23 protein-coding genes and 2 pseudogenes are annotated in these 24,923 nt (G+C 36.0%); 16 read left to right on the forward strand and 9 right to left on the reverse strand.

The annotated features are described in order from the left end of the window. The first annotated feature begins 195 nt into the window (after positions 1-195). From ACZLO7_RS02670 to ACZLO7_RS02685, 4 genes and pseudogenes are all read left to right on the forward strand, one after another. Positions 196-1,128: a DUF1002 domain-containing protein gene (locus ACZLO7_RS02670; RefSeq protein ID WP_464939050.1), complete on the forward strand. Its 933-nt coding sequence runs from the start codon at positions 196-198 to the stop codon at positions 1,126-1,128. 176 nt (positions 1,129-1,304) lie between these two features. After that, positions 1,305-2,278 (forward strand): annotated as a pseudogene (locus ACZLO7_RS02675) (ring-cleaving dioxygenase). 36 nt (positions 2,279-2,314) lie between these two features. Beyond that, the gene (locus tag ACZLO7_RS02680; RefSeq protein WP_464939051.1) at positions 2,315-2,596 is read left to right on the forward strand and encodes a GNAT family N-acetyltransferase; all 282 of its coding nucleotides are present in this window, start codon (positions 2,315-2,317) and stop codon (positions 2,594-2,596) included. Positions 2,597-2,731: 135 nt separating this feature from the next. Next, a complete protein-coding gene (locus ACZLO7_RS02685; RefSeq protein ID WP_464939052.1) occupies positions 2,732-3,190 on the forward strand; it encodes a DUF4064 domain-containing protein in 459 nt (152 codons plus the stop codon). Between the two features lie 139 nt (positions 3,191-3,329). Here ACZLO7_RS02685 and ACZLO7_RS02690 read toward each other — a convergent pair. Next, positions 3,330-3,506: pseudogene (locus ACZLO7_RS02690) on the reverse strand (IS5/IS1182 family transposase); the annotation flags it as partial. A 344-nt stretch (positions 3,507-3,850) separates the two neighbouring features. Here ACZLO7_RS02690 and ACZLO7_RS02695 point away from each other — a divergent pair. Further along, on the forward strand, positions 3,851-4,300 hold the full coding sequence (locus ACZLO7_RS02695; RefSeq protein ID WP_464939053.1) for a GNAT family N-acetyltransferase: 450 nt from the start codon (positions 3,851-3,853) through the stop codon (positions 4,298-4,300). Between the two features lie 99 nt (positions 4,301-4,399). Further along, entirely contained in the window at positions 4,400-4,720 is a 321-nt protein-coding gene (locus ACZLO7_RS02700) for a YbyB family protein (RefSeq protein ID WP_464939054.1), read from the forward strand. 138 nt (positions 4,721-4,858) lie between these two features. Here the strand turns inward: ACZLO7_RS02700 and scpC are convergent, their stop codons facing one another. Both scpC and ACZLO7_RS02710 read right to left on the reverse strand, forming a co-directional pair. Further along, positions 4,859-6,379, reverse strand: a complete 1,521-nt coding sequence (scpC, locus tag ACZLO7_RS02705; RefSeq protein WP_464939055.1) for a succinyl-CoA:acetate CoA-transferase ScpC — start codon at positions 6,377-6,379, stop codon at positions 4,859-4,861. A 220-nt stretch (positions 6,380-6,599) separates the two neighbouring features. Continuing rightward, a complete protein-coding gene (locus ACZLO7_RS02710; protein ID WP_464939056.1) occupies positions 6,600-7,250 on the reverse strand; it encodes a LytTR family DNA-binding domain-containing protein in 651 nt (216 codons plus the stop codon). A gap of 424 nt (positions 7,251-7,674) precedes the next feature. Here ACZLO7_RS02710 and ACZLO7_RS02715 point away from each other — a divergent pair, with 424 nt between their 5' ends. The 4 genes from ACZLO7_RS02715 to ACZLO7_RS02730 all read left to right on the forward strand — a co-directional run bounded on the left by ACZLO7_RS02715 (position 7,675) and on the right by ACZLO7_RS02730 (position 10,540). Beyond that, the gene (locus tag ACZLO7_RS02715; RefSeq protein WP_427749817.1) at positions 7,675-8,460 is read left to right on the forward strand and encodes an AraC family transcriptional regulator; all 786 of its coding nucleotides are present in this window, start codon (positions 7,675-7,677) and stop codon (positions 8,458-8,460) included. Between the two features lie 92 nt (positions 8,461-8,552). Continuing rightward, positions 8,553-9,317 (forward strand): membrane protein insertase YidC, encoded by a 765-nt coding sequence (gene yidC / locus ACZLO7_RS02720; protein ID WP_464939057.1) that lies wholly within the window; start codon positions 8,553-8,555, stop codon positions 9,315-9,317. Between the two features lie 52 nt (positions 9,318-9,369). Then, positions 9,370-9,615, forward strand: coding sequence for a hypothetical protein (locus ACZLO7_RS02725; RefSeq protein WP_427749821.1), 246 nt, complete (start codon positions 9,370-9,372; stop codon positions 9,613-9,615). 169 nt (positions 9,616-9,784) lie between these two features. Beyond that, positions 9,785-10,540 (forward strand): M15 family metallopeptidase, encoded by a 756-nt coding sequence (locus tag ACZLO7_RS02730; protein ID WP_464939058.1) that lies wholly within the window; start codon positions 9,785-9,787, stop codon positions 10,538-10,540. Between the two features lie 53 nt (positions 10,541-10,593). Here the strand turns inward: ACZLO7_RS02730 and cls are convergent, their stop codons facing one another. Beyond that, positions 10,594-12,048 (reverse strand): cardiolipin synthase, encoded by a 1,455-nt coding sequence (cls, locus tag ACZLO7_RS02735; protein ID WP_464939059.1) that lies wholly within the window; start codon positions 12,046-12,048, stop codon positions 10,594-10,596. A gap of 176 nt (positions 12,049-12,224) precedes the next feature. Here cls and ACZLO7_RS02740 point away from each other — a divergent pair, with 176 nt between their 5' ends. From ACZLO7_RS02740 to ACZLO7_RS02750, 3 genes are all read left to right on the forward strand, one after another. Next, positions 12,225-13,616 (forward strand): L-cystine transporter, encoded by a 1,392-nt coding sequence (locus ACZLO7_RS02740; protein WP_464939060.1) that lies wholly within the window; start codon positions 12,225-12,227, stop codon positions 13,614-13,616. Between the two features lie 695 nt (positions 13,617-14,311). Next, positions 14,312-15,310 (forward strand): DUF4097 family beta strand repeat-containing protein, encoded by a 999-nt coding sequence (locus tag ACZLO7_RS02745; protein ID WP_464939062.1) that lies wholly within the window; start codon positions 14,312-14,314, stop codon positions 15,308-15,310. 154 nt (positions 15,311-15,464) lie between these two features. Then, positions 15,465-17,036: a GNAT family N-acetyltransferase gene (locus ACZLO7_RS02750; protein ID WP_464939064.1), complete on the forward strand. Its 1,572-nt coding sequence runs from the start codon at positions 15,465-15,467 to the stop codon at positions 17,034-17,036. Between the two features lie 51 nt (positions 17,037-17,087). Here ACZLO7_RS02750 and ACZLO7_RS02755 read toward each other — a convergent pair whose 3' ends face one another. Then, positions 17,088-18,293: a helix-turn-helix domain-containing protein gene (locus tag ACZLO7_RS02755; protein ID WP_464939065.1), complete on the reverse strand. Its 1,206-nt coding sequence runs from the start codon at positions 18,291-18,293 to the stop codon at positions 17,088-17,090. A gap of 149 nt (positions 18,294-18,442) precedes the next feature. On the opposite strand from ACZLO7_RS02755, the gene ACZLO7_RS02760 reads away from it, so the two are divergent. Continuing rightward, complete coding sequence (locus ACZLO7_RS02760) at positions 18,443-19,747, forward strand: MFS transporter (RefSeq protein WP_464939066.1); 1,305 nt, start codon at positions 18,443-18,445, stop codon at positions 19,745-19,747. A gap of 20 nt (positions 19,748-19,767) precedes the next feature. Here the strand turns inward: ACZLO7_RS02760 and ACZLO7_RS02765 are convergent, their stop codons facing one another. The 3 genes from ACZLO7_RS02765 to ACZLO7_RS02775 all read right to left on the reverse strand — a co-directional run bounded on the left by ACZLO7_RS02765 (position 19,768) and on the right by ACZLO7_RS02775 (position 22,053). Then, entirely contained in the window at positions 19,768-20,931 is a 1,164-nt protein-coding gene (locus ACZLO7_RS02765) for an MFS transporter (protein WP_464939067.1), read from the reverse strand. Between the two features lie 573 nt (positions 20,932-21,504). Continuing rightward, positions 21,505-21,732 carry a copper ion binding protein gene (locus tag ACZLO7_RS02770; protein ID WP_464939068.1) on the reverse strand — a complete coding sequence of 76 codons (228 nt, stop codon included), beginning with the start codon at positions 21,730-21,732 and terminating at the stop codon, positions 21,505-21,507. A 12-nt stretch (positions 21,733-21,744) separates the two neighbouring features. After that, a complete protein-coding gene (locus tag ACZLO7_RS02775; protein WP_464939069.1) occupies positions 21,745-22,053 on the reverse strand; it encodes a metal-sensing transcriptional repressor in 309 nt (102 codons plus the stop codon). Between the two features lie 331 nt (positions 22,054-22,384). Between ACZLO7_RS02775 and ACZLO7_RS02780 the strand changes: the two genes are divergently transcribed. After that, positions 22,385-22,522 (forward strand): Lmo0850 family protein, encoded by a 138-nt coding sequence (locus ACZLO7_RS02780; protein ID WP_164491933.1) that lies wholly within the window; start codon positions 22,385-22,387, stop codon positions 22,520-22,522. A gap of 95 nt (positions 22,523-22,617) precedes the next feature. On the opposite strand, the gene ACZLO7_RS02785 is transcribed toward ACZLO7_RS02780, so the two are convergent. After that, positions 22,618-23,811 carry an FtsW/RodA/SpoVE family cell cycle protein gene (locus tag ACZLO7_RS02785; RefSeq protein ID WP_464939070.1) on the reverse strand — a complete coding sequence of 398 codons (1,194 nt, stop codon included), beginning with the start codon at positions 23,809-23,811 and terminating at the stop codon, positions 22,618-22,620. A 147-nt stretch (positions 23,812-23,958) separates the two neighbouring features. On the opposite strand from ACZLO7_RS02785, the gene ACZLO7_RS02790 reads away from it, so the two are divergent. Then, positions 23,959-24,717: a hypothetical protein gene (locus tag ACZLO7_RS02790; protein WP_464939072.1), complete on the forward strand. Its 759-nt coding sequence runs from the start codon at positions 23,959-23,961 to the stop codon at positions 24,715-24,717. Positions 24,718-24,923: the final 206 nt, after the last annotated feature.

Consider the following 24,923-nt stretch of genomic DNA (forward strand, 5'->3'; position numbering starts at 1 on the left):
TGAGAAAATAAGTAAAATCATAGTATGTAGCAATTGTTATCAACAAATTTTTTTGATTTAGTTATTTGGTTAGTTTTCCTTAATACAATCAGTTTGATGGAAGTCATACTATTCGTTGCTTAAGAATGCAACTTTATGAAATAGTCTACTATACTAACGTATATGAAACACTTTTAAATGAAGGAGGAAATAGAAATGAAAAAGAAATTTTTAGCCGTCTTAACGGCAATGTTTTTAGCAACTTCAGTTGTAGCACCCTCGATTAGCTTTGCAAGCACAACTGATACTTCAGCAACAAAAGGTATTAACGAAAAATTAGGTGTGCCAATCGTTGTTTACGGTGGCAATTTATCAGATACAGAAAAAGAAAGCGTGAAGAAAAGTTTAAATGTAGCAAGTGAAGCAGAAGTAGAAGAGGTTACAGTAACAGGTGCGGATTTAGTAAAGTATATCTCAGATGGTGATGCACGTTCTCGTATGTATTCTTCAGCGAAGATTACGCGTAAAGATGCTGGAGCAGGATTAGTCATTAATATTGTAACACCACAAAATATTACACAAGTAACATCAGATATGTATGCAAATGCTATGTTAACAGCTGGTATTGAGGACGCTGTAGTAGAAGTAGCAGCTCCTAAAGCAGTTACAGGACACTCTGCACTTGTAGGTATTTATAAAGCATATGAAGTAACAACTGGTGAAAAGCTAGACACAGAACGTACTGATGTAGCGAATGAAGAACTTTCTGTCGCAACAGATTTAGCACAAAAAGCAGGCGTTGACGATGAAAAAGTAAGTCAACTATTAACGGAAATCAAAAAGCAAATTGCAGAACAAAAACCTGCAACAAAAGAAGACGTTGAAAAAATTGTAAACGAACAACTTAGCAAATTAGAGATTAATTTGAGCGATAAAGACCGCCAACTGTTAATTGATTTAATGAATAAAATCAGTAAATTAGATATCGATTTTAGTAAATGGGGCAGTCAATTAGAAGACTTAAGTAGTACGTTAAAAGATAAACTAGGTAGCATTTCAGAAGATATTAAAAGCGATTCTGGCTTTTGGGCAAGTGTTAAAAACTTTTTCCAAAAAATAGCGGACGGTATTAGCGGCCTTTTTAGCTAATAGCTTAAAATACCATTTAAGAGACTACTCCACACTATAGGTATGGAGTAGTCTTTTCTATTGTGAAAAAGCTTTTGAGCATTGTAATTGCAATAGAAATATTAGAGTGATATTATATGTTTAATAAATTATCTCGAATTCGAGATATGTAAAGTTGTTTTTAGGAGGCGTTTAATATGTCATTACATTTAGCAGGAATCCATCACGTTTCAGCAATTACAGCTAATGCAGAAAAAAACCATCATTTTTTTACGAAAATTTTAGGAATGCGTCTTGTGAAAAAAACTGTGAATCAAGACAATACATCTTCGTATCATCTATTTTACGCGGATGCAGTTGGTACACCTGGATCAGATATGACGTTTTTTGATATTCCCATAGCTGGTCGAACCTACCCGGGAGTTTCAAGTATTAACAACACAGCTTTCCGAATAAAATCTAATGAAGCACTACAATATTGGAAAAATCGCTTTAAAAAATTAGAAATAGAGCATGATGAGGTTATGGAGCGCTTCGGACGCCAAACACTAACATTTCGTGATTTTGAAGGCTCACGTTTAATGCTTGTTGTAGATGATGGAGAAGGGGTGCCTTACGGAGAAGCATGGACAAAAACGGATATACCAATAGAATATGGGATAGTTGGATTAGGTCCTATAACATTAACCGTCCATTTAGCAGCTCCTACTGAAACTGTATTGTCGAAAGTTTTGGGATTTGAAAAAGCGGGAACATATCCTTCGGCAATACCCAATATGCCAGATATCATTGTTTATACAACAGGTGAAGGTGGCGCTGGAGCTGAAGTGCACATAGAAGAACGTCCAGACCTTCCTAAAGAACGCCCAGGTAGAGGAAGCGTGCACCATGTCGCATTCCGAGTAAATACTTTTGAAGAGTATAATCTTTGGGAAAAGCACCTGCGACAACAGGGTTTCCATACTTCAGGAAAAGTAGATCGCTTTTATTTCCGGTCAATTTATTTCCGTGAACCAAACGGTTATTATTCGAACTAGCAACAGATGAACCAGGTTTTACATCGGATGAACCACTTGAAACTTTAGGAGAACAATTAGCATTACCACCATTCTTAGAGCCTCAACGTGATAAAATTGAAGCGAAATTGCGACCATTAACACTGTCAGAATAAATTGTGCTACACTAAATTAAAAAAGGGGTGTGTAATATGGAATTTCAATTAAATAATCGTGGCAACGAAGAATTCGCTTTTGAGTACAAAGAAAAAGATGAATTATTAGCGGAAATTAGTTGGACAAAATTAGGGGATATTATGGTTGTTGACCATACATTTGTATCCGAAAAATTACGTGGACAAGGTGTTGCAAAAAAACTATTAGATCGTGCAGCTGATTATGCTAGAGAAAAAGATTTCAAGATTGAAGCTGTTTGCACGTATGTAGTAGCCGCTTTTGAAAAATCAAATGCATATGATGACATTAAAGTATAATTACTTTCATACAATTGAACAGTAGGTTTAACGAAGCAGCTCACTAAATATTTAGTGGGCTGTTTTTAATAAAAGTGAAACCAAATTAAAGGTTGTACGTAAAGTAAATAGAAATGATAAATTAGAGGTGATTAGATGAAGAGAACGGGAGAAATGGCTTTAGGTATTATAGGTTCTGTTATTAACGTACTTGTAATTATTTTACTTACAGTAATGATAATCGGTATCTCAACATTTGCGAATGATTCAACATTCACAGATGAGGTATTGTCAGATGTGCAGAATGATCCAACTTTAAGTTCTGGTGAGATAGAAGCGCTAACTGCTTTTATCGATAATATGCCAACTTATATAAATGCATTTGGATGGTTTGGTGTTGCATTATTAGTAGTATCACTTGCACTTGGCATTTTAGGTGTTGTATATATTAGAAAAAGTGATAAACAAAATGTAGCAGGTACCTTCTTTATATTAGCAGGGGTATTCGCTGGAATTATCTCGGTAACTGCAATTTTATTTTATATTGCAGCGATCATGAGCTTTGTAAGGAAGCCAAAAGTTGAAGAAATAGATACTTTTTATGTAAACGAATAAAACAAAAGAGCTCTGAGTAAAAAACTGAGGGTACTGTAAAACTTATGTTTTTAAAATGTAATGTTCTTCAATAGTAAACACCGGCACTTTTTGTTTGATTTTGAACAGAAAGTGCCGGTGTTTTTTTGTATTCCCCTTATTATTCATTTAATAGCTTTAAGATACGTTTCAAATTCACCGCAAATATTGTTGAAGCTTCTTGGATTTTTAGACCAAATAAACCCGCCGATTTTGCCGTATTGTAGCCATGCGGATTTTTCTACTCACTATTCTTCTTTTCTTCAATTTTATAGCGCTTTTTCTCTAAGCCTAGAAAAACGATAAAACTAGTTGATTGGAGTGCAGGCGGCGACTCCTTGGGGAACTAACGAACATCTTGAGACCCCGCAGGAGCGTTAGCGACGAGGAGGCTCAAGGTTCGTCCCCAGGAAAGCGTCCGCCGGAACGGAAATTAACGGCATCGAAGAAAAAGCCATGGCAGAAACTATTAATCGTTTCCGCATAAATGAATTTGTTGTTCTATACCTAAGGCGAAAAAGTTCCTTGTGAACTATTAGTGAATATATTTCAAAATTGTCCGATTTTTTTATTTGCTTAGCAGTAATTAAGTCGAAAAGGTATAGAAAATGTGAAATAATGAATACTAAGGAGTGATAGATAATGGCATGGAAAGAACGGACATTTGAAGAGTTAACAACGACAGAGCTTTATCGCATACTACAATTACGCATAAATGTATTTGTAGTTGAGCAGAAGGCTTACTATGCAGATCTGGATGACCATGATCAAAATTGTATACATGTAACGTATGAGCAAGATGGAAAACTAATTGCTTATGCACGTGTTGTCCCTTCAGGTGAAAAATTCGAAAAGGCTTCATTTGGCCGTGTAATCGTTTTACCAGAAGCCAGAGGAACAGGACTAGCACAAGAACTTATTAAAAGAGTAATGGTGATTTTAGAACGTAATTGGCCTGAAGCAGATATTTTTATAGAAGCTCAAGCCTATTTGCAAAAATTCTATGGTGCTTTTGGATTTGAAGCTGTTTCTGAGGAATATATTATGGAATGTTTACCTCATATTGATATGGTGTTCAAGCGAAAAAAATAGTATTTTTACAAAGTGAAATTAAATGTCATGTTTAGTTATTTGGAAATAAGGTAAATAACATAGTATGATGGAACAAAATATTGGAAGGAATGATGTTCAATGGCAAAAGGTAAATCTTTAGTAATCGCAGGTATCGCAGCAGGTGCATATGCATACTTCCGCAAAAAAGAAAACCGTGATAAAGCTGTAGTTGCATTTAATAATACGAAGGTTAAAGTTAATTCATTTATTGAAGCGCAAAAACACAATTGTTCTGATTTAACTGAAGCAGGGCACCCAAACCCTTATGATGAGGGTGATTCTAGAATGGTAGATGAAGGTGCGCTAACAAGTGTTCGATATTACAACGCTGAAGTTCAGGATGATGGACAAGATAATTCATTTGATGATCCAGAACAGCCTGCAGAAGATAAAAAATAATAATAAAGTAAAAGCTAATTGTAGTAAATCTACAGTTAGCTCTATTTTTTTATTAACGAATACAAAAAAGAGGAGCCCAAATCTTTGAAATATCAAAGATTTGAACAACCTCTTATAATTAAGCTATTTAGAACTGAGTTATTTTACTTCTTCAGGCTCTGGAGTTAGCATTTGACCGTATTTAGCAAGGTTTGTATGGAACTCAAAAGCTTTTTCTAATACGTGTGGAGTTTGTCCACCACGTGCATTAGCTTCTTCTACATATGCATTTAAAGCACCTTTGAATTTAGGGTGAGCACAGTGTTCGATAATTAGTGCAGCACGTTCACGAGGAGCAAGTCCACGTAAATCAGCATAACCTTGTTCAGTTACAATTACATCTACGTCATGCTCTGTATGGTCAACGTGAGATACAAATGGTACTACTGAAGAGATTTTGCCGCCTTTAGCGTATGATTTAGTAACGAAGATAGATACACGAGAATTACGTGTAAAGTCTCCTGATCCACCGATACCATTCATCATTTTAGTACCGCTTACGTGAGTTGAGTTTACGTTTCCGTAGATATCAAGCTCAAGTGCAGTATTAATAGCGATTAAGCCCATACGACGGATTAGTTCTGGGTGGTTAGAGATTTCCTGTGGACGTAATAATACTTTGTCTTTGTATTTTTCTAAATTGTAATAAACAGATTCCATTTTCTCTTGAGAAAGTGTTGTAGAGCAACCACTAGCAAATTTAACTTTACCAGCATCGATTAAGTCGAATACAGCATCTTGTAAAACTTCAGAGTAAACTTCTAAATCTTTGAATTCAGAATCTAACATACCGTGAAGTACAGCATTTGCAACTGAACCAACACCAGATTGCATTGGAGCAAGTTCTTCCGTTAAACGTCCCTCTTTGATCTCGTTACGTAAGAAACCAAGTAAATGAGAAGCGATTTGATCTGTTTCAGCATCTGGTGGAACGATTGCAGATTCAGAGTCTTCTTGATTTGTAATGACAATACCAGCAACTTTATCTAAATCTAAAGGAATACCGATAGTACCAATACGATCAGAAGCGTTTAACAATGGAATTGGACCACGTTCACCTTGGTTATCTGGAACATAGATATCATGCATACCTTCAAGAGCTGGGTAAGAAGCAAGGTTTAACTCGATAATAACTTTATCGGCAGTTTTAATGAAGATTGGTGAGTTACCAACAGAAGTTGTTGGAATTAACATGCCGTCTTCAGTGATTGCTACTGCTTCGATAATAGCTACGTCTACGCCTTTCATAGCTCCTTGGCGTAAGTATTCAGCAGTAATAGATAAATGTTGGTCGATATAGTACATGTCGCCATTGTTAATGTGACCACGCATTGCGCTATCAGATTGGAAAGGTACGCGTTTGCCAATAATGCCTGCATCAGACATGATCGTATCGATATCAGAACCTAGAGATGCACCTGTATATACATCGACTTTGAACTTCTCGTTTTTAGAGCGCTCTACTAAAGCCATTGGTACTGCTTTCGCATCCCCTGAGCGTGTGAAGCCACTTAGACCAAGTGCCATACCATCTTGAATTAAAGATGCAGCCTCCTCAGCTGTAATTACCTTTTTCGCAAGTTCTGCATGACGAAGTCTTTCTTCGATTTTTACTGTCATTACTATCATCCTCTCTGCTTGATGAATACTTTTCTATCATTATTACACAAAATTCTTATAAATTAGCCTTGTATGAAGATTATACCTATTTTTATATTATCACCGAATTGTCACATTTGCTCGAAAAAAGCATGAAAAGGCTTAAAACTAGTTCGAAAGAGAAAAAAAACGCGTAAACGAGAAAAAGCTGTCTTAAAAGACAGCTTTTTCTTATGTTTACTTAGAATCCCAGTGAACGACGGAAATAGCTTGCGTAACGTTGACTGACAGGAATTCTTGTTCCGTCCTTCATAATCAATAAGAAGGTTGAATGAGAATCCGGTTGAATTTCTTCAATATAATCGATATTAACAATGTATGAACGATGGCAACGGATGAAAGAGTCCGGAGATAAGAAAAGCTCTAAATCACTTAAATTCAAACGATGATAGCCTTCTTTATACATTGTTTTCACAAAAGTTTTGCGAAGTTGAGTTTCTAAATAGATAACTTCTTTATGTTTGACAGGGTACCAACAGTCATCGATTTTAATCGTAATGTAGTTTGTAAGGAAAGGAGATGGCTTTTGTGGGAAAATAGCTGTAATAGCCCCTTTGGTTTCCCCTTCTTCCATTAACGGAATACTCATTCCATAGTAAGGAACGCCGAATACTTCAGGTTCGATAAATGAATTGATTTTTTGTCCGTAACGAAGAGCTTGGTGTGTTGCTGAACCTTCAGGGATTAGATCACCCGGTTTGATTTTTAAATCAACTTTTTTACTTGGCTGATAATATAAGTATTCTTCAGTATCTGAAATAACGATTGAAGTGTTATCAGGGAAAAATTCCTTAATAATTTGTATCAATTCCTCGATAGATCGTGGATCCATAAATCCATACCTCGTTTCTTTCCATTCTTAAGTACTTTTCTAACATTTTACTATAGTTTAAAGACGAATTTAAGTAAAGAGAATCATTGGAATAATAAAAAATTATTTAGTGGAATCAGGATGAAACAAAAGATACATAATTTGCTTCTTTCATACTATAGTTTTGTCATAAGAGTTTGTAAGGAATTGTAGCATGCTTTGCAAAATAAATAAATTTCATCCCCTTTAATTAATATTAATGGATAAATATTGTATAATATATATATATCGCCTGTAAAATTAGTGAGAACAACGTCCTATAATATCGTTTTTTACAAATTTTGCTTAGAAAGGAATAAAACTATTTTCATATTACCAATTTCGTTATATAGTTAATTAAAGTCTATTATAAAACATGCGCATATTGTAGAAAGATGGGGAGTATATGCTACAACACCAATATTCTATTTCAGAAGCTATTTCAAAGAGGTATTTCCAAGAGATTGAAACGATGAACCGCTATGAAGGTATTGAAAAATTTTTTGAAATTGAATCCCAACTGTTAAGAGAGATTTATCAATTAGAGGCTGAAGCTTCAAAGGAATCTTTGCGTCTTCTAATTGATATTTTATCTGAGCGTTCTGGGAAGCACTTTTTCAGGGCGATCAGGCATTATTTTGTTGTACTTTCATCAGTTGTTACGAGAAAACTTATTGAGAACCAGGCACCATCTAAAAAGGCATTTGCCTTTAACGCCGCTTGCGTTGAGATGATTGATCAACGTATGAATGACGCAGAGTTTTTACAGTTTGCGGATGATTTAATAGAATTCTATATTTATGTGATTTCTGAAAGAAAGCAGCCTTCTTACAAGCATCAAACCGTCAATAAAGTCATTATGTTTATTGATGATGAGGTAGAGACAGACTTATCTGTAGAAGATATTGCACAGTACTTTACGATCAGTACAAGTCATCTGTCACGTATCTTCAAGGAACATGTGGGAATTACATTAGTAGAGTATTTGAACGTGAGGCGTGTAGAGGAATCGCAGTATTATTTAAGGCATACAAATAAAAGTATTTCAGATATTTCAGAGCAATTCCACTTCTGTAATCAGAGCTACTATACACGTATTTTCAAAAAGTATGTAGGGTTAACACCTAAGCATTTTAGAGACCAACCAAATCATGAGTACTTTCGTTTCCAACTACCAGACCGAAATATTTGAAAATATTGATAGTTTACTTCTTCTTTGATTTGAAATGTACTATATATTTAAGGTATACTTCACTATAGTTTGAGAAATTGTAGGTGAGAAAATTGAAGAAGAAACTTGGGTTACTCTCAATGCTTGGTTTAGCGCCGTTTGTGCTAGCTGGTTGTGATTCAGTGAAAAACCAAGAAGGCTTTTTTTATAGTTTGTTCGTAAAGCCAATGGAATTTGTTTTGAATTTCTTTGGAAATACGTTATTTACAGATAGTTACGGATTAGCCATCATCTTAATTACGGTTCTTATTCGCCTTATCTTAATGCCGTTTATGCTTAAAAACTATAAGCATCAACAAGGTATGAAGACGAAGATGGATAAGTTAAAACCTGAAATGGATGATATCCAAAAGAAATTAAAAGCAGCAAAAACAAAAGAAGAACAAATGGCATTGCAACAAGAAATGATGGGTCTATATCGTAAACATGGAGTCAATCCATTGAATATGGGTTGTTTACCAGTAGTGATACAAATGCCAATCATCATGGGTCTTTATTATGCAATCCTTTATTCAACTGAGGTTCAAGCCCATCAATTCTTATGGTTTAGTCTAGGTAAACCAGATATTATTATGACATTGGTTGCTGGTGCGATTTACTTCGTTCAAGCACAAGTGTCGTTATGGACTGTACCTGAGCAACAAAAATCGCAAATGAAATTAATGATGTATATTTCGCCGATTATGATTATGTTCATCTCATTCTCAAGTATGGCAGCTTTACCACTTTACTGGTCTGTCAGCGGTGCGATTTTAATATTCCAAACATATCTTGGTCGCAAGTTCTATTCAGAACATCCGGAAAAGGCAGCAAAATAGTAATACAATGATCGGGGCAGATAGTGTCCCGATTTTTTTGGAGGAAAATACTTTGAAAATAAAAAATATTACAGGTGTATTAGTTGTCATCACGAGTTTACTGGCGCTATATTTCATCATTAAACAGAACTTTAATGTAGCTATACTATTCATCACATTAATGTTCACGGTAACGAATGCTTTTAGAGCAAAAGATTTTAAAGAAAAAGGTTTTGAAAAAGAGGCTAAATGGATGCGGGGAATGTCTATTTTCTTCGGGATAGCTACTTTAGCGATATTAGTAGTTAACTTCATGTAACCGTAATATGAAACGATATCTGGCGGTTACTAGATATCGTTTTTATTGTTTGATGAAACATTACCATATAGAGAACGTCTATATAAAAGAGATTTGGTAGTCGATGGTTCTATGTATTCACGTAAAATCAGCATAAAATATACAAAAGAAGGACAGGTATCGAATAAACATGAGTAAAAATAATCATATCGAATTTCCATTTAAGATGATGGCTTCATTTGCGGTTTTTGCGTTAATGATGTCAGGATGTGGGAATGAAGGTACTGAAAATAAAGAAGAACAATCATCAAAAACAACTGAAACATTTCATGAAGATATAGAAACACAAGATTCAAAAAAGAATGAACAAGAAGAAGTGCGTGACGCTGGAGGCTATATTGTAGGTCAAGAGCTTCCTAAAAAAGCCACTTATATAAATGCAATATTAATTGCTAGTAAAAGGTATCCATTACCTGCCGACTTTGCTCCAGGTGAAAATCCTGAAGCGCGTGCAGCTTATGAAGAATTAAATGCTGCAGCTTTACTAGAGGGCTATACTTTTAATGCATTTAGTACTTATCGTTCTTATGACCGCCAAGTTGAGTTGTATGCTAATTATGTAAATAGAGATGGCAAAGAAGCAGCAGATACGTATAGTGCCCGTCCTGGTTATTCTGAACATCAAACAGGATTAGCTTTTGATATTGGTGAAGTAGGAAATGAACAATTTTTTGCAGATGAAGGTTTTGGTGCAACTGAAGCGGGTAAATGGCTTGCAAAAAATGCCCATAAGTATGGATTTATCATGCGCTATCCGGAAGGAAAAGAAAAAGTTACAGGTTACATGCATGAAGCATGGCATTTCCGTTACGTAGGAAAAGATATTGCTAAAGATATCTATAGCAATAAAAGCACATTAGAAGAATACTTAGAAATAGGAAAGTAAATTGCTATATAATAGGAAAGCCTTCTGAATATCCATTCAGAAGGCTTTTTTGTTTATAATATAGGGGATAGTAAACGAGATATTGATTCTTTTATTTTAATAATGCGAGAACGGTTAGCATATTTTTCAGGAGTCAATTCTGTGCATAACTGCATATCTTGTTCAAAAAGCTCTGCTAATTGATGGGAAGTTTCCCGATCATATATAAATGCATTTACTTCGAAATTCAATTTGAAGCTACGGAAATCGATATTAGCAGTGCCAACTGTAGAAGCTTCATCATCAATGACGATCATCTTCGTATGCAAGAAACCATTTTCATAAATATATATTTTAGCTCCTGCTTTAATGAGCTGACCAATATAAGAATAAGTTGCCCAGTAAACAAACATATGATCAGGTTTGTTAGGTATCATAATACGTACATCAATCCCAGATAAGCATGCGATTCTCACTGCATCCATAAAACTATCATCTGGGATAAAATAAGGTGTTTGAATATAAACGTATTTTGTTGCCATTCCTATTAATTTTAAATAACCGATTTTAATTTGTTCCCATTCTGAATCAGGGCCACTAGAAACTATTTGCAAACCAACTTCACCTTTACGAGAAAAAGTAGGGAAGTATCGATCAGAATATTCAATATCCTGGTTATCAGATGCTTGATTCCAGTCTAAAATGAAGCGAGTTTGAAGTGGATGTACAGAGCTTCCTTCAATACGTAAATGTGTATCGCGCCAGTAGCCAAATTTTTTGTTTAATCCAAGATATTCGTCGCCGACATTGAATCCACCAATATATCCTGTTCGACCGTCTACGATAACAAGTTTACGGTGGTTTCGATAATTCAAACGAGGATTAATGAGCGGTAAAATTGAAGGGAAAAATACCTCTACCTCACCGCCAGCTTCTATTAATTGCTTGAAGTGTCTCTTGTGAACACCCCTTGAACCCATTTCATCATACAATACCCTTACTTGTATCCCTTGCTTCGCTTTTTTAATTAACCCATTTAAGATATGAGTTCCTAAGTTATCCATCTTGAAAATATAGTATTGAATATGGATATGGTCTTTCGCTGCTTCAATATCCTTTAGTAGAGATTTGAATTTCTCAGCACCATCAGAATAGATTTTCACTGCGTTATCTTGTGTTAAAACAGCGTGATTTGTACTTAGGTGCATATAGATGAGGTCTTTATAATGTGCTGCATCATCTAATCGATATTCGAATGTCCCATCTTCAATAGCTTCCATCTGATAATCAATTAGTTTTTCAATCCCAATTTTCTTGCGACCTTCCCATCGGAAAAGATGCTTTTTACGTAATTTACGACCTAATAGTAAATATAATATGAATCCGCCAACTGGGAAGAAGAATAGGACCAATATCCAAGCCCATGTCGAGGAAGGTTCACGTCTTTCTAAAAATATAATGGGGATTGCTAATAAGATGTTCAACGATAAGGTAAGGGGCACTATAAATGAAAAAAACGTTACAATCAAACGTTACACCTTCTTCCATTATTTCTTTCCTTTAGTATATCGTATATGTCTATAAGAAAGAAGGAGGTACCAATTTTCTAAATTTTTCTTAAAACCTACTTGACCAATAGGGATTAATGATTTAATGTATTCTATATAATTATCATTTATGTTTTTCTTTACTAGGAGGATTTACTATGAGTATTTTATTGACATCACTCAATGTTGTAGTACTTTTACTGCTCATTGGTTTATTAATTATTATGCACCGCAAACATATATCTTTTTCGAAAAGGGTATTTGCTGGTCTAGGTTTAGGAATTATATACGGGTTAATCTTGCACTTTGCGTATGGCGTTGATGCACAAGTATTAGCAGATTCAGTTGGATGGTTTAGCATCATTGGATCGGGATATGTAAAATTACTTCAAATGGTTGTAATGCCATTAGTATTTATCTCTATACTTTCAGCGTTTACGAAAGTCATTATCGGTAAAAACTTTGGGAAAATGGCTACACTTATTTTATTTATCTTAGTTGGTACAACGGCAGTCGCCGCTGCGGTGGGTATTGCTTCAGCTGTAGGCTTTCAATTGGATGCATCACAAATCGTCCAAGGTGATGCAGAGATGCAACGTGGTGAAGATATTGCTGCAAAATCAGCAGATATTGGTGAAAAAACATTACCACAACAAATTATTGATTTGCTCCCAGCTAATCCATTTTTAGATTTAACAGGCGCTCGTTCTACTTCAACAATTGCAGTTGTTATTTTCGCAGCATTCCTAGGATTTGCTTATTTAGCAGTTAAACGTAAAGACGAAAAGACAGCAGATACAATAAAAGTAGGAATTGATGCAATCTATGCTTTAGTAATGGGTGTTGTGAAAATCGTTTTACGTTTAACACCATTCGGTATTTTGGCAATTATGGCGTCAACGGTTGCAACATCAGATTTTAGTGCAATCTACAATATGGGTAAATTCGTTGTTGCCTCATATGTAGCATTAATCTTTATGTTCATCGTTCACTTATTGATTGTGACTGCATCAGGTTTAAATCCAATCACTTATGTGAAAAAAGTGGCACCAACATTATTATTTGCCTTCACTTCACGTTCTAGTGCAGGTGCATTACCACTTAATATTCAAACACAAACAAATCGTTTAGGTGTTTCAGAGGGCGTAGCAAATTTCTCTGGTTCATTTGGTTTATCAATTGGTCAAAATGGGTGTGCAGGTATTTATCCAGCTATGCTTGCTGTTATGATTGCGCCAAGTGTTGGAATTAACCCATTAGAACCATCATTTATTTTCACGTTGATTGCTGTAGTAGCAATTAGCTCTTTCGGTGTGGCAGGTGTTGGCGGTGGTGCAACATTCGCGGCAATCCTTGTATTATCAGCGATGAATTTACCAGTAGCCCTTGCAGGTGTTTTGATTTCTGTTGAACCTTTAATTGACATGGGGCGTACAGCGTTAAATGTAAATGGTTCAATGACTGCAGGTGTCGTAACTGCACGTGTGACGGGTGAATTAGATAAAGATATCTTTGACACTGAAACATCTCAAGAATTAACCGAAATTTAATGTATTTATTGAAAGCAAGCTCTAGTCTAACTTAGAGCAATTGACTGTAGACAAACTCGAAAAAAAGAGTTTTCTACAGTCTTTTTATTTGTATATAGGATAGATCAGGTTTTCCGAAGCTTACCGCTCGCTTACCGCGGGCGAGCCGCCGAGCCGCTTCGTCGCTACACTCCTGCAGGGTCTCGTCTGTCTCGCTAATCCCGCAGGAGTCGAGGGACGCTTCTCCGAACCAATAAAGTGCTCCCTTCTGATTTCTGTGTATATAGGATAGATCAGGTTTTCCGAAGCTTACCGCTCGCTTTCCGCGGGCGAGCCGCCGAGCTGCTTCGTCGCTACACTCCTGCAGGGTCTCGTCTGTCTCGCTAATCCCGCAGGAGTCGAGGGACGCTTCTCCAAACCAATAAAATGCTGCCCTCTGATTTCTGTGTATACAGGATAGATCAGGTTTTCCGAAGCTTACCGCTCGCTTACCGCGGGCGAGCCGCTCGCTTACCGCGGGCGAGCCGCCGAGCCGCTTCGTCGCTACACTCCTGCAGGGTCTCGTCTGTCTCGCTAATCCCGCAGGAGCCGAGGGACGCTTCTCCGAACCAATAAAGTGCTGCCCTCTTTTCAAGCGCCTTTTTTAAATACGTCTCAGGTCTGATATGGTATATCTTGCTTTTTGGTATAGTAAATATAAGGAAAGAGGTGCTGGAGTGAAAAAAGTATTGGTTAGTATATTTTTAGTAGCGATAATTATAGTTTGTGGCTTTTATTATTTTACAGGAATGAAGATGAAAGATGCGTCTATCGAGAAGGAGATTAAGATAACAGATGTAGATGCAATTGAGGTGTTAAGTTCATCGATTGATATTGAAGTCGTTGAAGGCAAAGGGGATAAGGCAGTTTTCACTATATCCGGAAAGGTAAATCCTAATTTAGCGAGGAAAATATCTTTAGATGTGAAAAAAAGTGGTCGCTCTATCGTTGCTGAAGCAAAATTTAAAAAATTATTCTCATTTATTAATTTTTACAGAGGTTCAGTTAGCTTAAAAGTAGCATTGCCGAAAGCTATGTATGAGAAAATAACCGTGAATACTTCGTCGGGTGATGTAGCTTATGTAGATGTTTCTACGAAAGAATTAGCTATTCGAGCATCTTCAGGTGATATAGCTGGGGAAAATATCGTTGTAGATGGTGACGTAGAATTAACTACTTCAAGTGGAGATATAAATGTCCGAGATATGCAGATGAAGAACATCGTTATGGATGCAACTTCTGGGGATGTTACCAGTCAGAGTATTACTGTAGATGGTGAAGCAAAATTAACTACTTCAAGTGGAGAGATCGCATCTCAGAATTTTAAAGCAAAGAACATAATAATGGATGCGACTTCAGGTGATATAGCAGCGGATTATATAGCTGGAGAAATTATAGCGAAAACTAGTTCAGGTGATATAGAATTGTTATTAGATTCAGTGAAGGACGATATAACACTTAATACCACAAGTGGAGAAACAGCGGTAATATTGAAAAACAAGGCAGATAATTTAGGTGTAGATTATATAAGTGATTCAGGTGATGGAACAGTAATACATTCTGGTATGACTTTTAAAGAGAATAAAGATCATAGAATTGTGGGCGAAATCGGTAACGGAAACCCGATTATCAAATCTCGAACAAACTCAGGTGATTTTGAATTAATTGCACAATAATAGAAAATGGGAAATTACCTCCTTTTTTTCGTAGCCATTTAGCTATAAAATGAAAGTAGTAGAAAATATTCCTGTTTTGTAACTAATAGTATTAATATGGAAACTTCTATTTAAACATTTCGTTATTATAGTAAAACGTTAAAGGGGCTCTTCTATGTATTGGTGTAAAATTGCGCAAACAGAACAAGAATTTGATGAAATCGCCAAGCTTAACTACGAAACATTTGTAGAAGAAATTCCTCAGCATGAGCCAGACCCTAGTGGGCGACGTGTCGATGCTTTTCATCACGAAAATATGTACTTAGTTGTACTGAAGGATGAAGAGCTCGTTGGTATGGTTGCTTTTCGTGATCATCGACCTTTCTCTTTGGATAAAAAGATTGGTCAGGTGGAGAAGTTATTACCTGCAGACGCGTTATTAGGTAGGCTTTGTGAGGTGCGATTGCTAGCTGTTAAAAAGGAGCATCGTAACGGTCGTGTATTTTTTATGCTAACTCGAGCGTTAATTGATTATGCTTACGAAAATGGCTATGGCGCTGCAGTTATCTCTGGTACTGTACGCGAAGAAAAATTGTATATGCAAATGGGATTTGAGGCATTTTCAGAGCCGGTTGGGGCAGATGATGCAAAATTCATTCCGATGGTGTTAACGGCGGAGCGTTATGAAAAATCGTTAGCAGGTCGTTTTAAGCAACGACGTTACTCCTTTTATCCAGGACCAGTTCAACTAACAGAGGATATTCAAGCGCCTTTACTAAAGACGCCAGTATCTCATCGTTCCTATTCTTTTTCTAGAACAATCGATCAGGTGCGTAGTAAACTGGAAGTACTAAGTGGAGCAAGTTATGCTCATTTGCTGTTAGGAAGCGGTACATTGGCGAATGAAGCAATGATTGCTCAGCTTACTAAACTCCCTGGAAGAGGGTTAATTGTTACAAACGGTGCCTTTGGTGAGCGCTTGCAACAGCAAGCAGAGCGTTGGCATTTAAAACATGATTGGTTACGTTATGATTGGGGCCAATCTTTTAACGAAGCAGAATTAGCACTTATTTTAAAACAGTCAGATTTTGAGTGGCTGTTAATTGCTCATGGTGAAACATCTACTGGAATGTTAAATAATCTAGAGATGGTACAAAATCTATGCGAGACATATAATGTAAAGCTTTGCATGGATTGTGTAAGTTCTTTTGGAACATACCGTTTTTCACTGGAGAAGGTATTTATAGCAACAGCGGTTAGTGGTAAGGCAGTTGGCACAATGAGTGGTATAGCCGTAGTATTTTCAAATCATGTTATTGCAAAAAGTGAGCAACTTCCATCGTATATTGATTTAGGCAATTATTCTAATCATCATATTCCATTTACCTATCCAGCGCAGTTGATGGAGAGTTTTAACAACGCGCTACTAGCTTATACTGAAGGAAATCGCTACGATTTATTGCAAGCACGATATGAAAAATTACAACAGGCAGCTACTGATGGTGACTTCACTTTCTTAACAACTGAGGGCTATCCAATGATCGTCACGTTGAAGGCGGATGAATCTTTAACAAATATGGCTGACGCTGCAGCGATAAATGGTTTCCATTTACACTATGAAAGTGCGTATTTAAAAGAACGTGGATGGGTACAAATTTCAATCATCCAACCGGACTTTGATGAAGCGTGGGGACGTTTTAAGAAATGGTATAGTAAATATAAGGAATACAGAAAACTTAAATGTTGAATAAGCTTGTATAACTACTATGACTAGAGCTCAACGAAAAAGCAGATGGTGCTAACGCCCATCTGCTTTCTTTTTTAGCTTTTCATATGTGTCATTAATAAATTGCTTATAAGGTGTATTGATAAAAGGTTCGACTAAATCTACACCGATTTTAGCTTCTTCTAATGCTTTTGATAATTGACCTTGTTGCTCATAGCATAAGGCTTTATAAGCATATAATTCATTTTGCATAGATAAATCATATGGGTGATGATCGCAATCAGGAAATCCGTCTATTTTCTCAAATGCTTCTAGCGCCTCTTCATACCGCTTCATCCCAAATAATGATTTACCTTTTTCAATATAGTAAAAGGCGTCAAAGTCGTAGAATTGCTCAGCAAATTCACTTCCTTTTTCATAGTCTTTTACAAAACTATTATAGTAATGGGCTTTCGCGAATAGGATAAAGCCCTTTGTTTCAATATCATCTGTAAAGTCAGCATATTGAGAGAGCTTGTTCAAATAATATTGTACGTCTTGATCGTTACCACTCATCATTTCTTTGAACGCAGCTAATCGATAAAGGTCATCGATGCGATAGAAAATACGTGCCTCCTTCGATAGTTTGATTGCTTCGTTCATGACCCCAAGACCTTCTTCATCCAGCCCTATTGCCAAGTATCTAATAGCTACCATATAAAGTAAATCGAGATTTGGTAGTTCATCTATTACATAGTGATTCATTTCCATTTCTTTTTTCACTACTAGCAATATATTTAGCGACTCTTCGTAATTATAATCAATGAACTCAGAAGTTGATTTTAAAAAATAGGCACGAAGCCAATCGTTCATTAAATTCATCTTTTTGAAGATTTGAATAGCTCGATCTAATGGCTCTTCCCAATGTGTCTTTTCTACACCGTATTTAGCTTCAGCGTATAACACTAGGAGTTGTCCTGCTTCGTAGCTAACGGGGAGTCGATCTACATAAGGCTCGATTAGTTGTATTCTTTCACGTTGGGAATCAATGGTTTTTAACAGCTTAGGGACCTTGATACTTTTTACTTTCTCAAGTAACTCACGTAATTCTGATGCGCTAACTTCCTCCAATAATTCACTTACTTCAATTCCGAGCTGTTCTGCAATATATGCTAAGCTATCCATGGAAGGATTGGCTTTATCGTTTTCAATTAGACTAAGCATACCTTTTGTTAAGCGGTCGCCTGCTAGTTCTGCTAATGTAAGCTTTCGCTCTTTGCGGAGTTTACGTATACGCATTCCAAGAGTCTCCATACAGACACCTCACTATTTTTTAATTTGTTTAATTATATTAAACTTTAGCTTGCAATGGAAGTCAAGTGCATGTTATTATTTGTTTAATCATATTAAACATTTAAATTAAATTAAACTAAAGGTGGAGATGCCAAGTGAACGAAGCTTTAAAGTTAAAGAAAGCGACTTATCATTTATGGACTTTTACGATTAGTAAAATGATTTCTACATTGGGTTCCAATGTATTAGCGTTTGGTATTAGTTTATACATTTTGGCGATGACGGGATCAGCGACTTCTTTTGCCGTGAATATGATTTGTTCCATTATTCCAAGGACTTTGTTAGCACCAGTAGCAGGTATGATGGCTGATAAATATTCGAAGAAACACATCATATTAATCGCTCAAGCATGTACCGTATTAACTATGGGTGGACTCCTTACGTATGCATCTATATTCGGGATGTCAGTAACAGCAATCTATATTACTACAGCAATTTATTCAATTACATCAACATTTACTGGCATTACGTTTTCTTCTTCTATAGCAAATTTAGTCGATGGAGAACGTTTGCAAAAGGCTACCTCATTTAATCAAGCTTCATTGTCTGTAGCGGCAATTGGTGGTCCTGCCCTAGGTGGGATGATGTATGGTTTCGTTTCGATAGAAGTATTCTTAATGATTCATATGGCTGCATACGCTACAGCTTTTTTACTCGAAGCAACAATGGATTTTAAATTGTATTCAAAAAAAGAAGATAAAAGTGAAGGAGATAAAGAAAGCTTTTTACAAAACTTTAAAGAAGGATTTAGATATTTAAAAACAAAGCGTGTCGTCTTAATTATTATATGGGCTGCGCTTTGGATTAACTTTTTCTTTTCGGCTTTGAGTGTGGGTGGAACTTATGTGTTAGTTCAATTGTTACATGTGAATTCACGACATATCGGAATTATTGAGGCATCAGGTGCAGTTGGGATGCTTGTAGCGTCTATTTATTTCGCGACAAGAAAGCAAGTGAAATATCCGTTATTATTTTCAAAACGATCTATATTGTTATTGGCCATATCATTAGGTTTAATGACTGTTCCACTGTGGATAGATTTCCCGTATATTTGGATAGTTATTTTTTATATAATTATTTTTATAAGCTTTTCTGTATTTGGTGTATTTACGAATACACCAATTGGCGTCATGATGCAAACGGAAGTAGAGGAAGAATATCGTGGGAGAGCGTTCGGTATTCTAGAAACAATGGCGGGGGCGATGATGCCACTTGGAACGCTGCTGTTTGGGTTATTATTTGATAAGTTCCCCGCACAGTGGATCTTGCTCGGCTCAAGTGGTTTCCTTATTATCATAACGCTTTATATGCTAAGATCCTCCGTACTAAAAGAGGCTTATCCGGAATTAGCAAAAGAAACAAAGTCATTTAAATTGACAGAAAAAATCCAGCAACCATAATGGCTGCTGGATTTTCACTTTTATTCTGAAACACGTAATGTTTTTTTAGTTGACTTGAATAATAGGATGATTAGAATACTTACTATCGCTAGTGAAGCAGAAATAAAGTATGTTGAGTTTGCTTGCATAGTGAATACCCAAGTGAAGAATAGAGGGCCGATAATACGTCCCATATTATCCATTGAATATGTTAAGCCAGCTGCTGTACCGTATTTACCACCAGATTCTTTAGTTGTTAACGAAACTGTTAATGTTCTGGCTAGAGCGTTACCTGCAGTGAAGACACATAGCGCAAATCCTGCGAAAGCAAGGCTTGTTGTGAATGGGAACAGTAATAAACCACCTGCTGTGATGATTTGAGCGATCATTAACCATTTAGCTTCAGAACCATCTTTAATGCGACGAACAAGGCCACCTTGGACTAGGAAATCAACGAATCCACTGAATAAGAATAGTGATCCAAGTTGTGCTGGAGTGATGTTGATTTTATCCATTTGGAATAATTGTAGAGTTGACTCGACACCTGCAAGCAAAAATGTTACAACGAATGAAAATAGGAATAAGTATCGCACGCGATATTTGAAAAGAGTAGAAGCCCCTTTTGGAACAAGTGCACGTTTATTAGCTTCGCCAAGACGTTCAGGCTCTACCAACACAATACTTGCATAAATGAATAATAGGAAGATTAAAATGGCTGAAGCTGTAAATGGCAAGCTTAAGCTATAATGACCAAGTAATCCGCCAATTCCTGGACCGAAGATGAAGCCTAAACCGATTGACATCCCCATGAAGCCCATGTACTTATTACGATTTTCTTCTGTAGACATATCACCTATAAAACCTGTTACAGCAGTATAAAGTGCTCCAGAGAATAGGCCGCCAACAATGCGCGAAATATAGAGCATTGTAAGAGAATCGATAAAGAGTGAAATTAATAAGAAACTTGTGCAGAAGCCTAGAAGACCAACTAAAATTAATTTTTTACGACCCATTTTATCTGATAACATACCCCAAAGAGGTGCTGTGAAGAAGCTTGCTAGAGAATAGACTGTTAATAATCCACCTACATGCATTTTGTTAAAGCCTTGTTGAATAACAACTTCAGGCAAAATAGGAATGATTAAACCAAATCCTAAATAAACAAAGAACTGTACGGACATTAATAATAGGATGGATTTTTTCATATAATCCCTGCTTTCTATAAACATAAGTATGTTCATTTTAACGCTGTATAAATATAGAAACAACTATCAGAGAAAAAATAAAGGAGTGTTTGATTGCATTAAATCGAATACTCATTATACTAAGTCTCAGTTTTTCTTGAGAAAGTATAAAGTGTTTATTCTGATAACCTCTGTAAGATGATAATTTTAGGCATGTGATTTCCTTTTTATCATAATGTGTTAGAACTAAAGAATTTGTGACAACTGGTTGGTGTATCAATAAAAAATTCTCCATGAACATAAAAAAACAACTGTTAGGCCACAGTTGTTTAAGACTGTAGATAAGACCGTTAATCGGTGGACGCTTTCCCGGGGCGGGCGCCAAGCCACATTTCCCGTAGGAGTCGCCACCTTCGCTTCAATAACTACACATGCAATATAAACAAATCTGCTGAGATAATAGGAAATATAACAATGAAAAAATCCTGTAAGAGAGGATCTTAAAACCTAAATATATGAAAATAACAAAAGACATTCAGGATATGAGCATTCTGAATGTCTTTTGTGTGTTGTTTAATAAGCATAAAATTTCTGTTATGAAGGATCGGCTAAACCTTTTACTGCATATCCAGCCTCTTCAATTGCTTGTGAAATGTCTGTTTTATTCAATTTTGAATTATCATATTCTACATTTACTGTACTTTGTTGAAGGTTTACTGATACGGTATCTACACCTGCAAGTGTACTAACGCCAGTTTCTATAGCGTTTACACAGTGACCGCAAGACATACCTTCTACTTTTAATTGAATTGTTTCTGCCATTTCGAACACTCCTTATTTTCTCATTAGTTTTTGTATAGTTGTGACTAGCTCGTCTAATACTTCGTCATCACCTTCAGCTAGTCTGTCCTTTACACAACCTTTTAAGTGTCCGTCTAGGAGAACTTTTGCGACGCTATTTAAAGCCGATTGTGTTGCAGATAGTTGTGTGATGATATCATCACAGTAAACATCTTTTTCGACCATGCCTTTAATACCGCGGATTTGACCTTCGGCGCGATTTAATCGAGTGATTAAATCTTTTTTTATTTGCTCTGGGTGGTGACTTTTACGACAAGAGTTATCGTGACATTCTTTCGTCATTTTGTTCCTCCTACGTTTGATGAATTCATAATATCATACTATAGGGGGGTATTCAAAATTAATGTTTTAAATATTTGGTATAAGCATTACTGTTAAAGAAAACTAAAGAGTGATGAATAGCACGAATATTTTGAAAATACCATTGTCAATAAGGCTTATCATGTAGTATGATTTACTTCCGCTTAATATATGTAACAATATTGAAACGTATCAGATGGTGAAAAAATGTTATAATAATAAGCATGAAATACTTAATTAGTGGGTATGATGTAGTTGAAACCTTTTATGGGACACTACGTCTTAAATTTAAAGAAAAGAAGAGGTGGAAAGTATGGGAAGAGAAGTAGATTTGACTAAAATTGTTTCTAACTTATCAAAGCTTGGCGTTAAAGCAACGACTACAAAATCGCGCTTGGAATTACTTAAAGCAATAGCACCACCAAAACAATCACCACAAACACAAAACTAAAATGCTCCGCTTCGACTATAAGATGTCGAAGTTTTTTTATTTATAAAGAGAAAGCCCAGAGAAATTAATTATTCTCTGGGCTTTTTCTATTTTTATTAAAATTCGTCATCTTCATCATGGTTGCCGAACATATATGTACGGTGATGGAATTTCATACTGAATACTAAACCTAATGCTAGTGCATTGCCCATCATCGAGCTACCACCGTAACTGATGAATGGTAATGGAATGCCTGTTATAGGTAGTAATTGAATTGTCATACCGATGTTTTCTAAGACATGGAATGTTATCATGGCGATAATCCCAGCACAAACATATGTACAGAATGGGTCTTTCATTTGCAAAGTCAACTTTGTCAGATGGAAGATTAGGATAAAGAATAAACAAATAACGACGCTTGCTCCTATAAAGCCGTACTCTTCACCGATTACACTAAAGACAAAGTCTGTATGGTTTTCAGGAACATATACTTCACGACCTTGGAAGCCTTTCCCAAATATTTCACCTGAGCCAATGGCGTTTAAGGATGAAATTAAGTGATAGCCATCACCAGATGCATAGGAATAAGGGTCTAACCAAGAATAGATTCGAGCAAATTGATAAGGGCTGAAACCTAATTTGTGTTGTAGGAAGTCTTGCATGTAAAGGGCCATCCACAATAAACCAGCCCCTAAAGCTGCGGCGCTACCTATGATAGGTAAAATAATTTTCCAAGAAATCCCTGCTACGATTACAGTTGCTGCAGTAATAGCAAAGAAAACGAGTGCTGAACCTAAATCAGGCTGTTGCATAATAAATGCTAATGGAATTAATAATACGCCGAAAATTTTACCTAATAACATGAAATCCGTTTTTAAGGATTTCGTAGAGTACTTTTCATGATGCTTACTAACCATTCGGGCGAGTGCGAGTATGAAAAAAGTTTTCATAAATTCGGAAGGCTGAATATCACCTACAGGTAAATGGAACCAACTTTTTGCACCATTTCGTCGTTCGGCAATTTGACCTACTCCATCAGGGGCAATTAATAATAGAGCTAATAGGAAAATCCCAGCTCCATATAAAAACCAGGACATTTTCTTGTACTGGTCGGGTTCAAAATACATCATCGCACTCATAATACATGCGCAGATAAAATACCAAAATAATTGCTTATTTACATAGTTTGCTGCGTATTGACCAGAAGTTTGAGCTGAAGCAATAGCTATTACACTGATAATACAAAATAAGAGCAATATAAAAGCGAGCGTCCAGTCAAAACGATCGGAGAATTTTTTATTTGTATTCATTTACGTCACCTAAATTATTTAGTTTCATTTCTCATTTCATTATAGCGTAAATAATTGTATCACGCTTCATAATAAAGATGTGACGAAATCGAATCACAAATGTTTCAAATTATGATAATTCATCTTATAATGAGAGTTGGAAATGAGGTGATCGACTTGGCAAAAAAAATGCGAGCTGCTGATGATTTTTTGCACCACTTATATGTACATATGAATGAGATTAATCAATTTGTCATTTTTAGTGGTTTAACGTTTCAAGAATTCGTTTCTTCAGTCGGTCCGCTTCAAAATATTTTACTCTTGAAAAATGAATACGAAGACGGTTCATTTAATATGCATACACAGTTAGAATTCGTAGAAGAAGGAAGTATCCGCAAGTTTATAAAGAAAGCTTCAGATTCAAAAAAAGAGCTTTGTTGGATTGATTTCTCAGACGAAAAACGATTAAATCTTTTAACGCCACAAGAACAGGCAGAGCTATTATATATTGGTCATAAAAAAGAGCCTGTCCGTACGCCATTTTATCACCAACTACAAAATAAATACGTATATTTGGCCAATGAAGATGAGAAGATGTCTAAAATTTACTTCAGGGATTTACAAGACGTCGAAGAATTATTAGTTAATTTGTTTAATGCCATTATTCAAGAAAAAGAAAAGCCTGCGACATTTTGGAGAAGAAAAGCGAAAGACAGTATTCCGACCTTTAAGAAAGAGATGTTTGAGGGCTTTCGTGAAGAAGTGAAGGATGGCGTATTATTTTCAATGTACAAAATTGAAAAGCCGGACCTTGCATATGTCTTAGAACTGCGCAATATTTCTGATTTAACTTTCCCGGATGAAATTTGGGATGAGTTAAATACAATATTAAAGAAAAAAGCAGAACAAATAATGGAAGTTCATTGAGTGCAACTGCTTATAAGGTTCTCCACGGATAATTCTGTGGAGAATTTTTTCATATTTGCATGCATAAATTTTCTAGAGTGCTATTATAAGAAAAGATATTTTAAGTAAGAAAAAAGATTGAAGGACCTTAGACTCTTTATGATGAAATCATTTCATGAATCTTTTCGGTTCATGATAAACTAAAAGTACAACAAACTGGAGGACAT

It is taken from the genome of Viridibacillus sp. d25.2, from assembly GCF_055456015.2.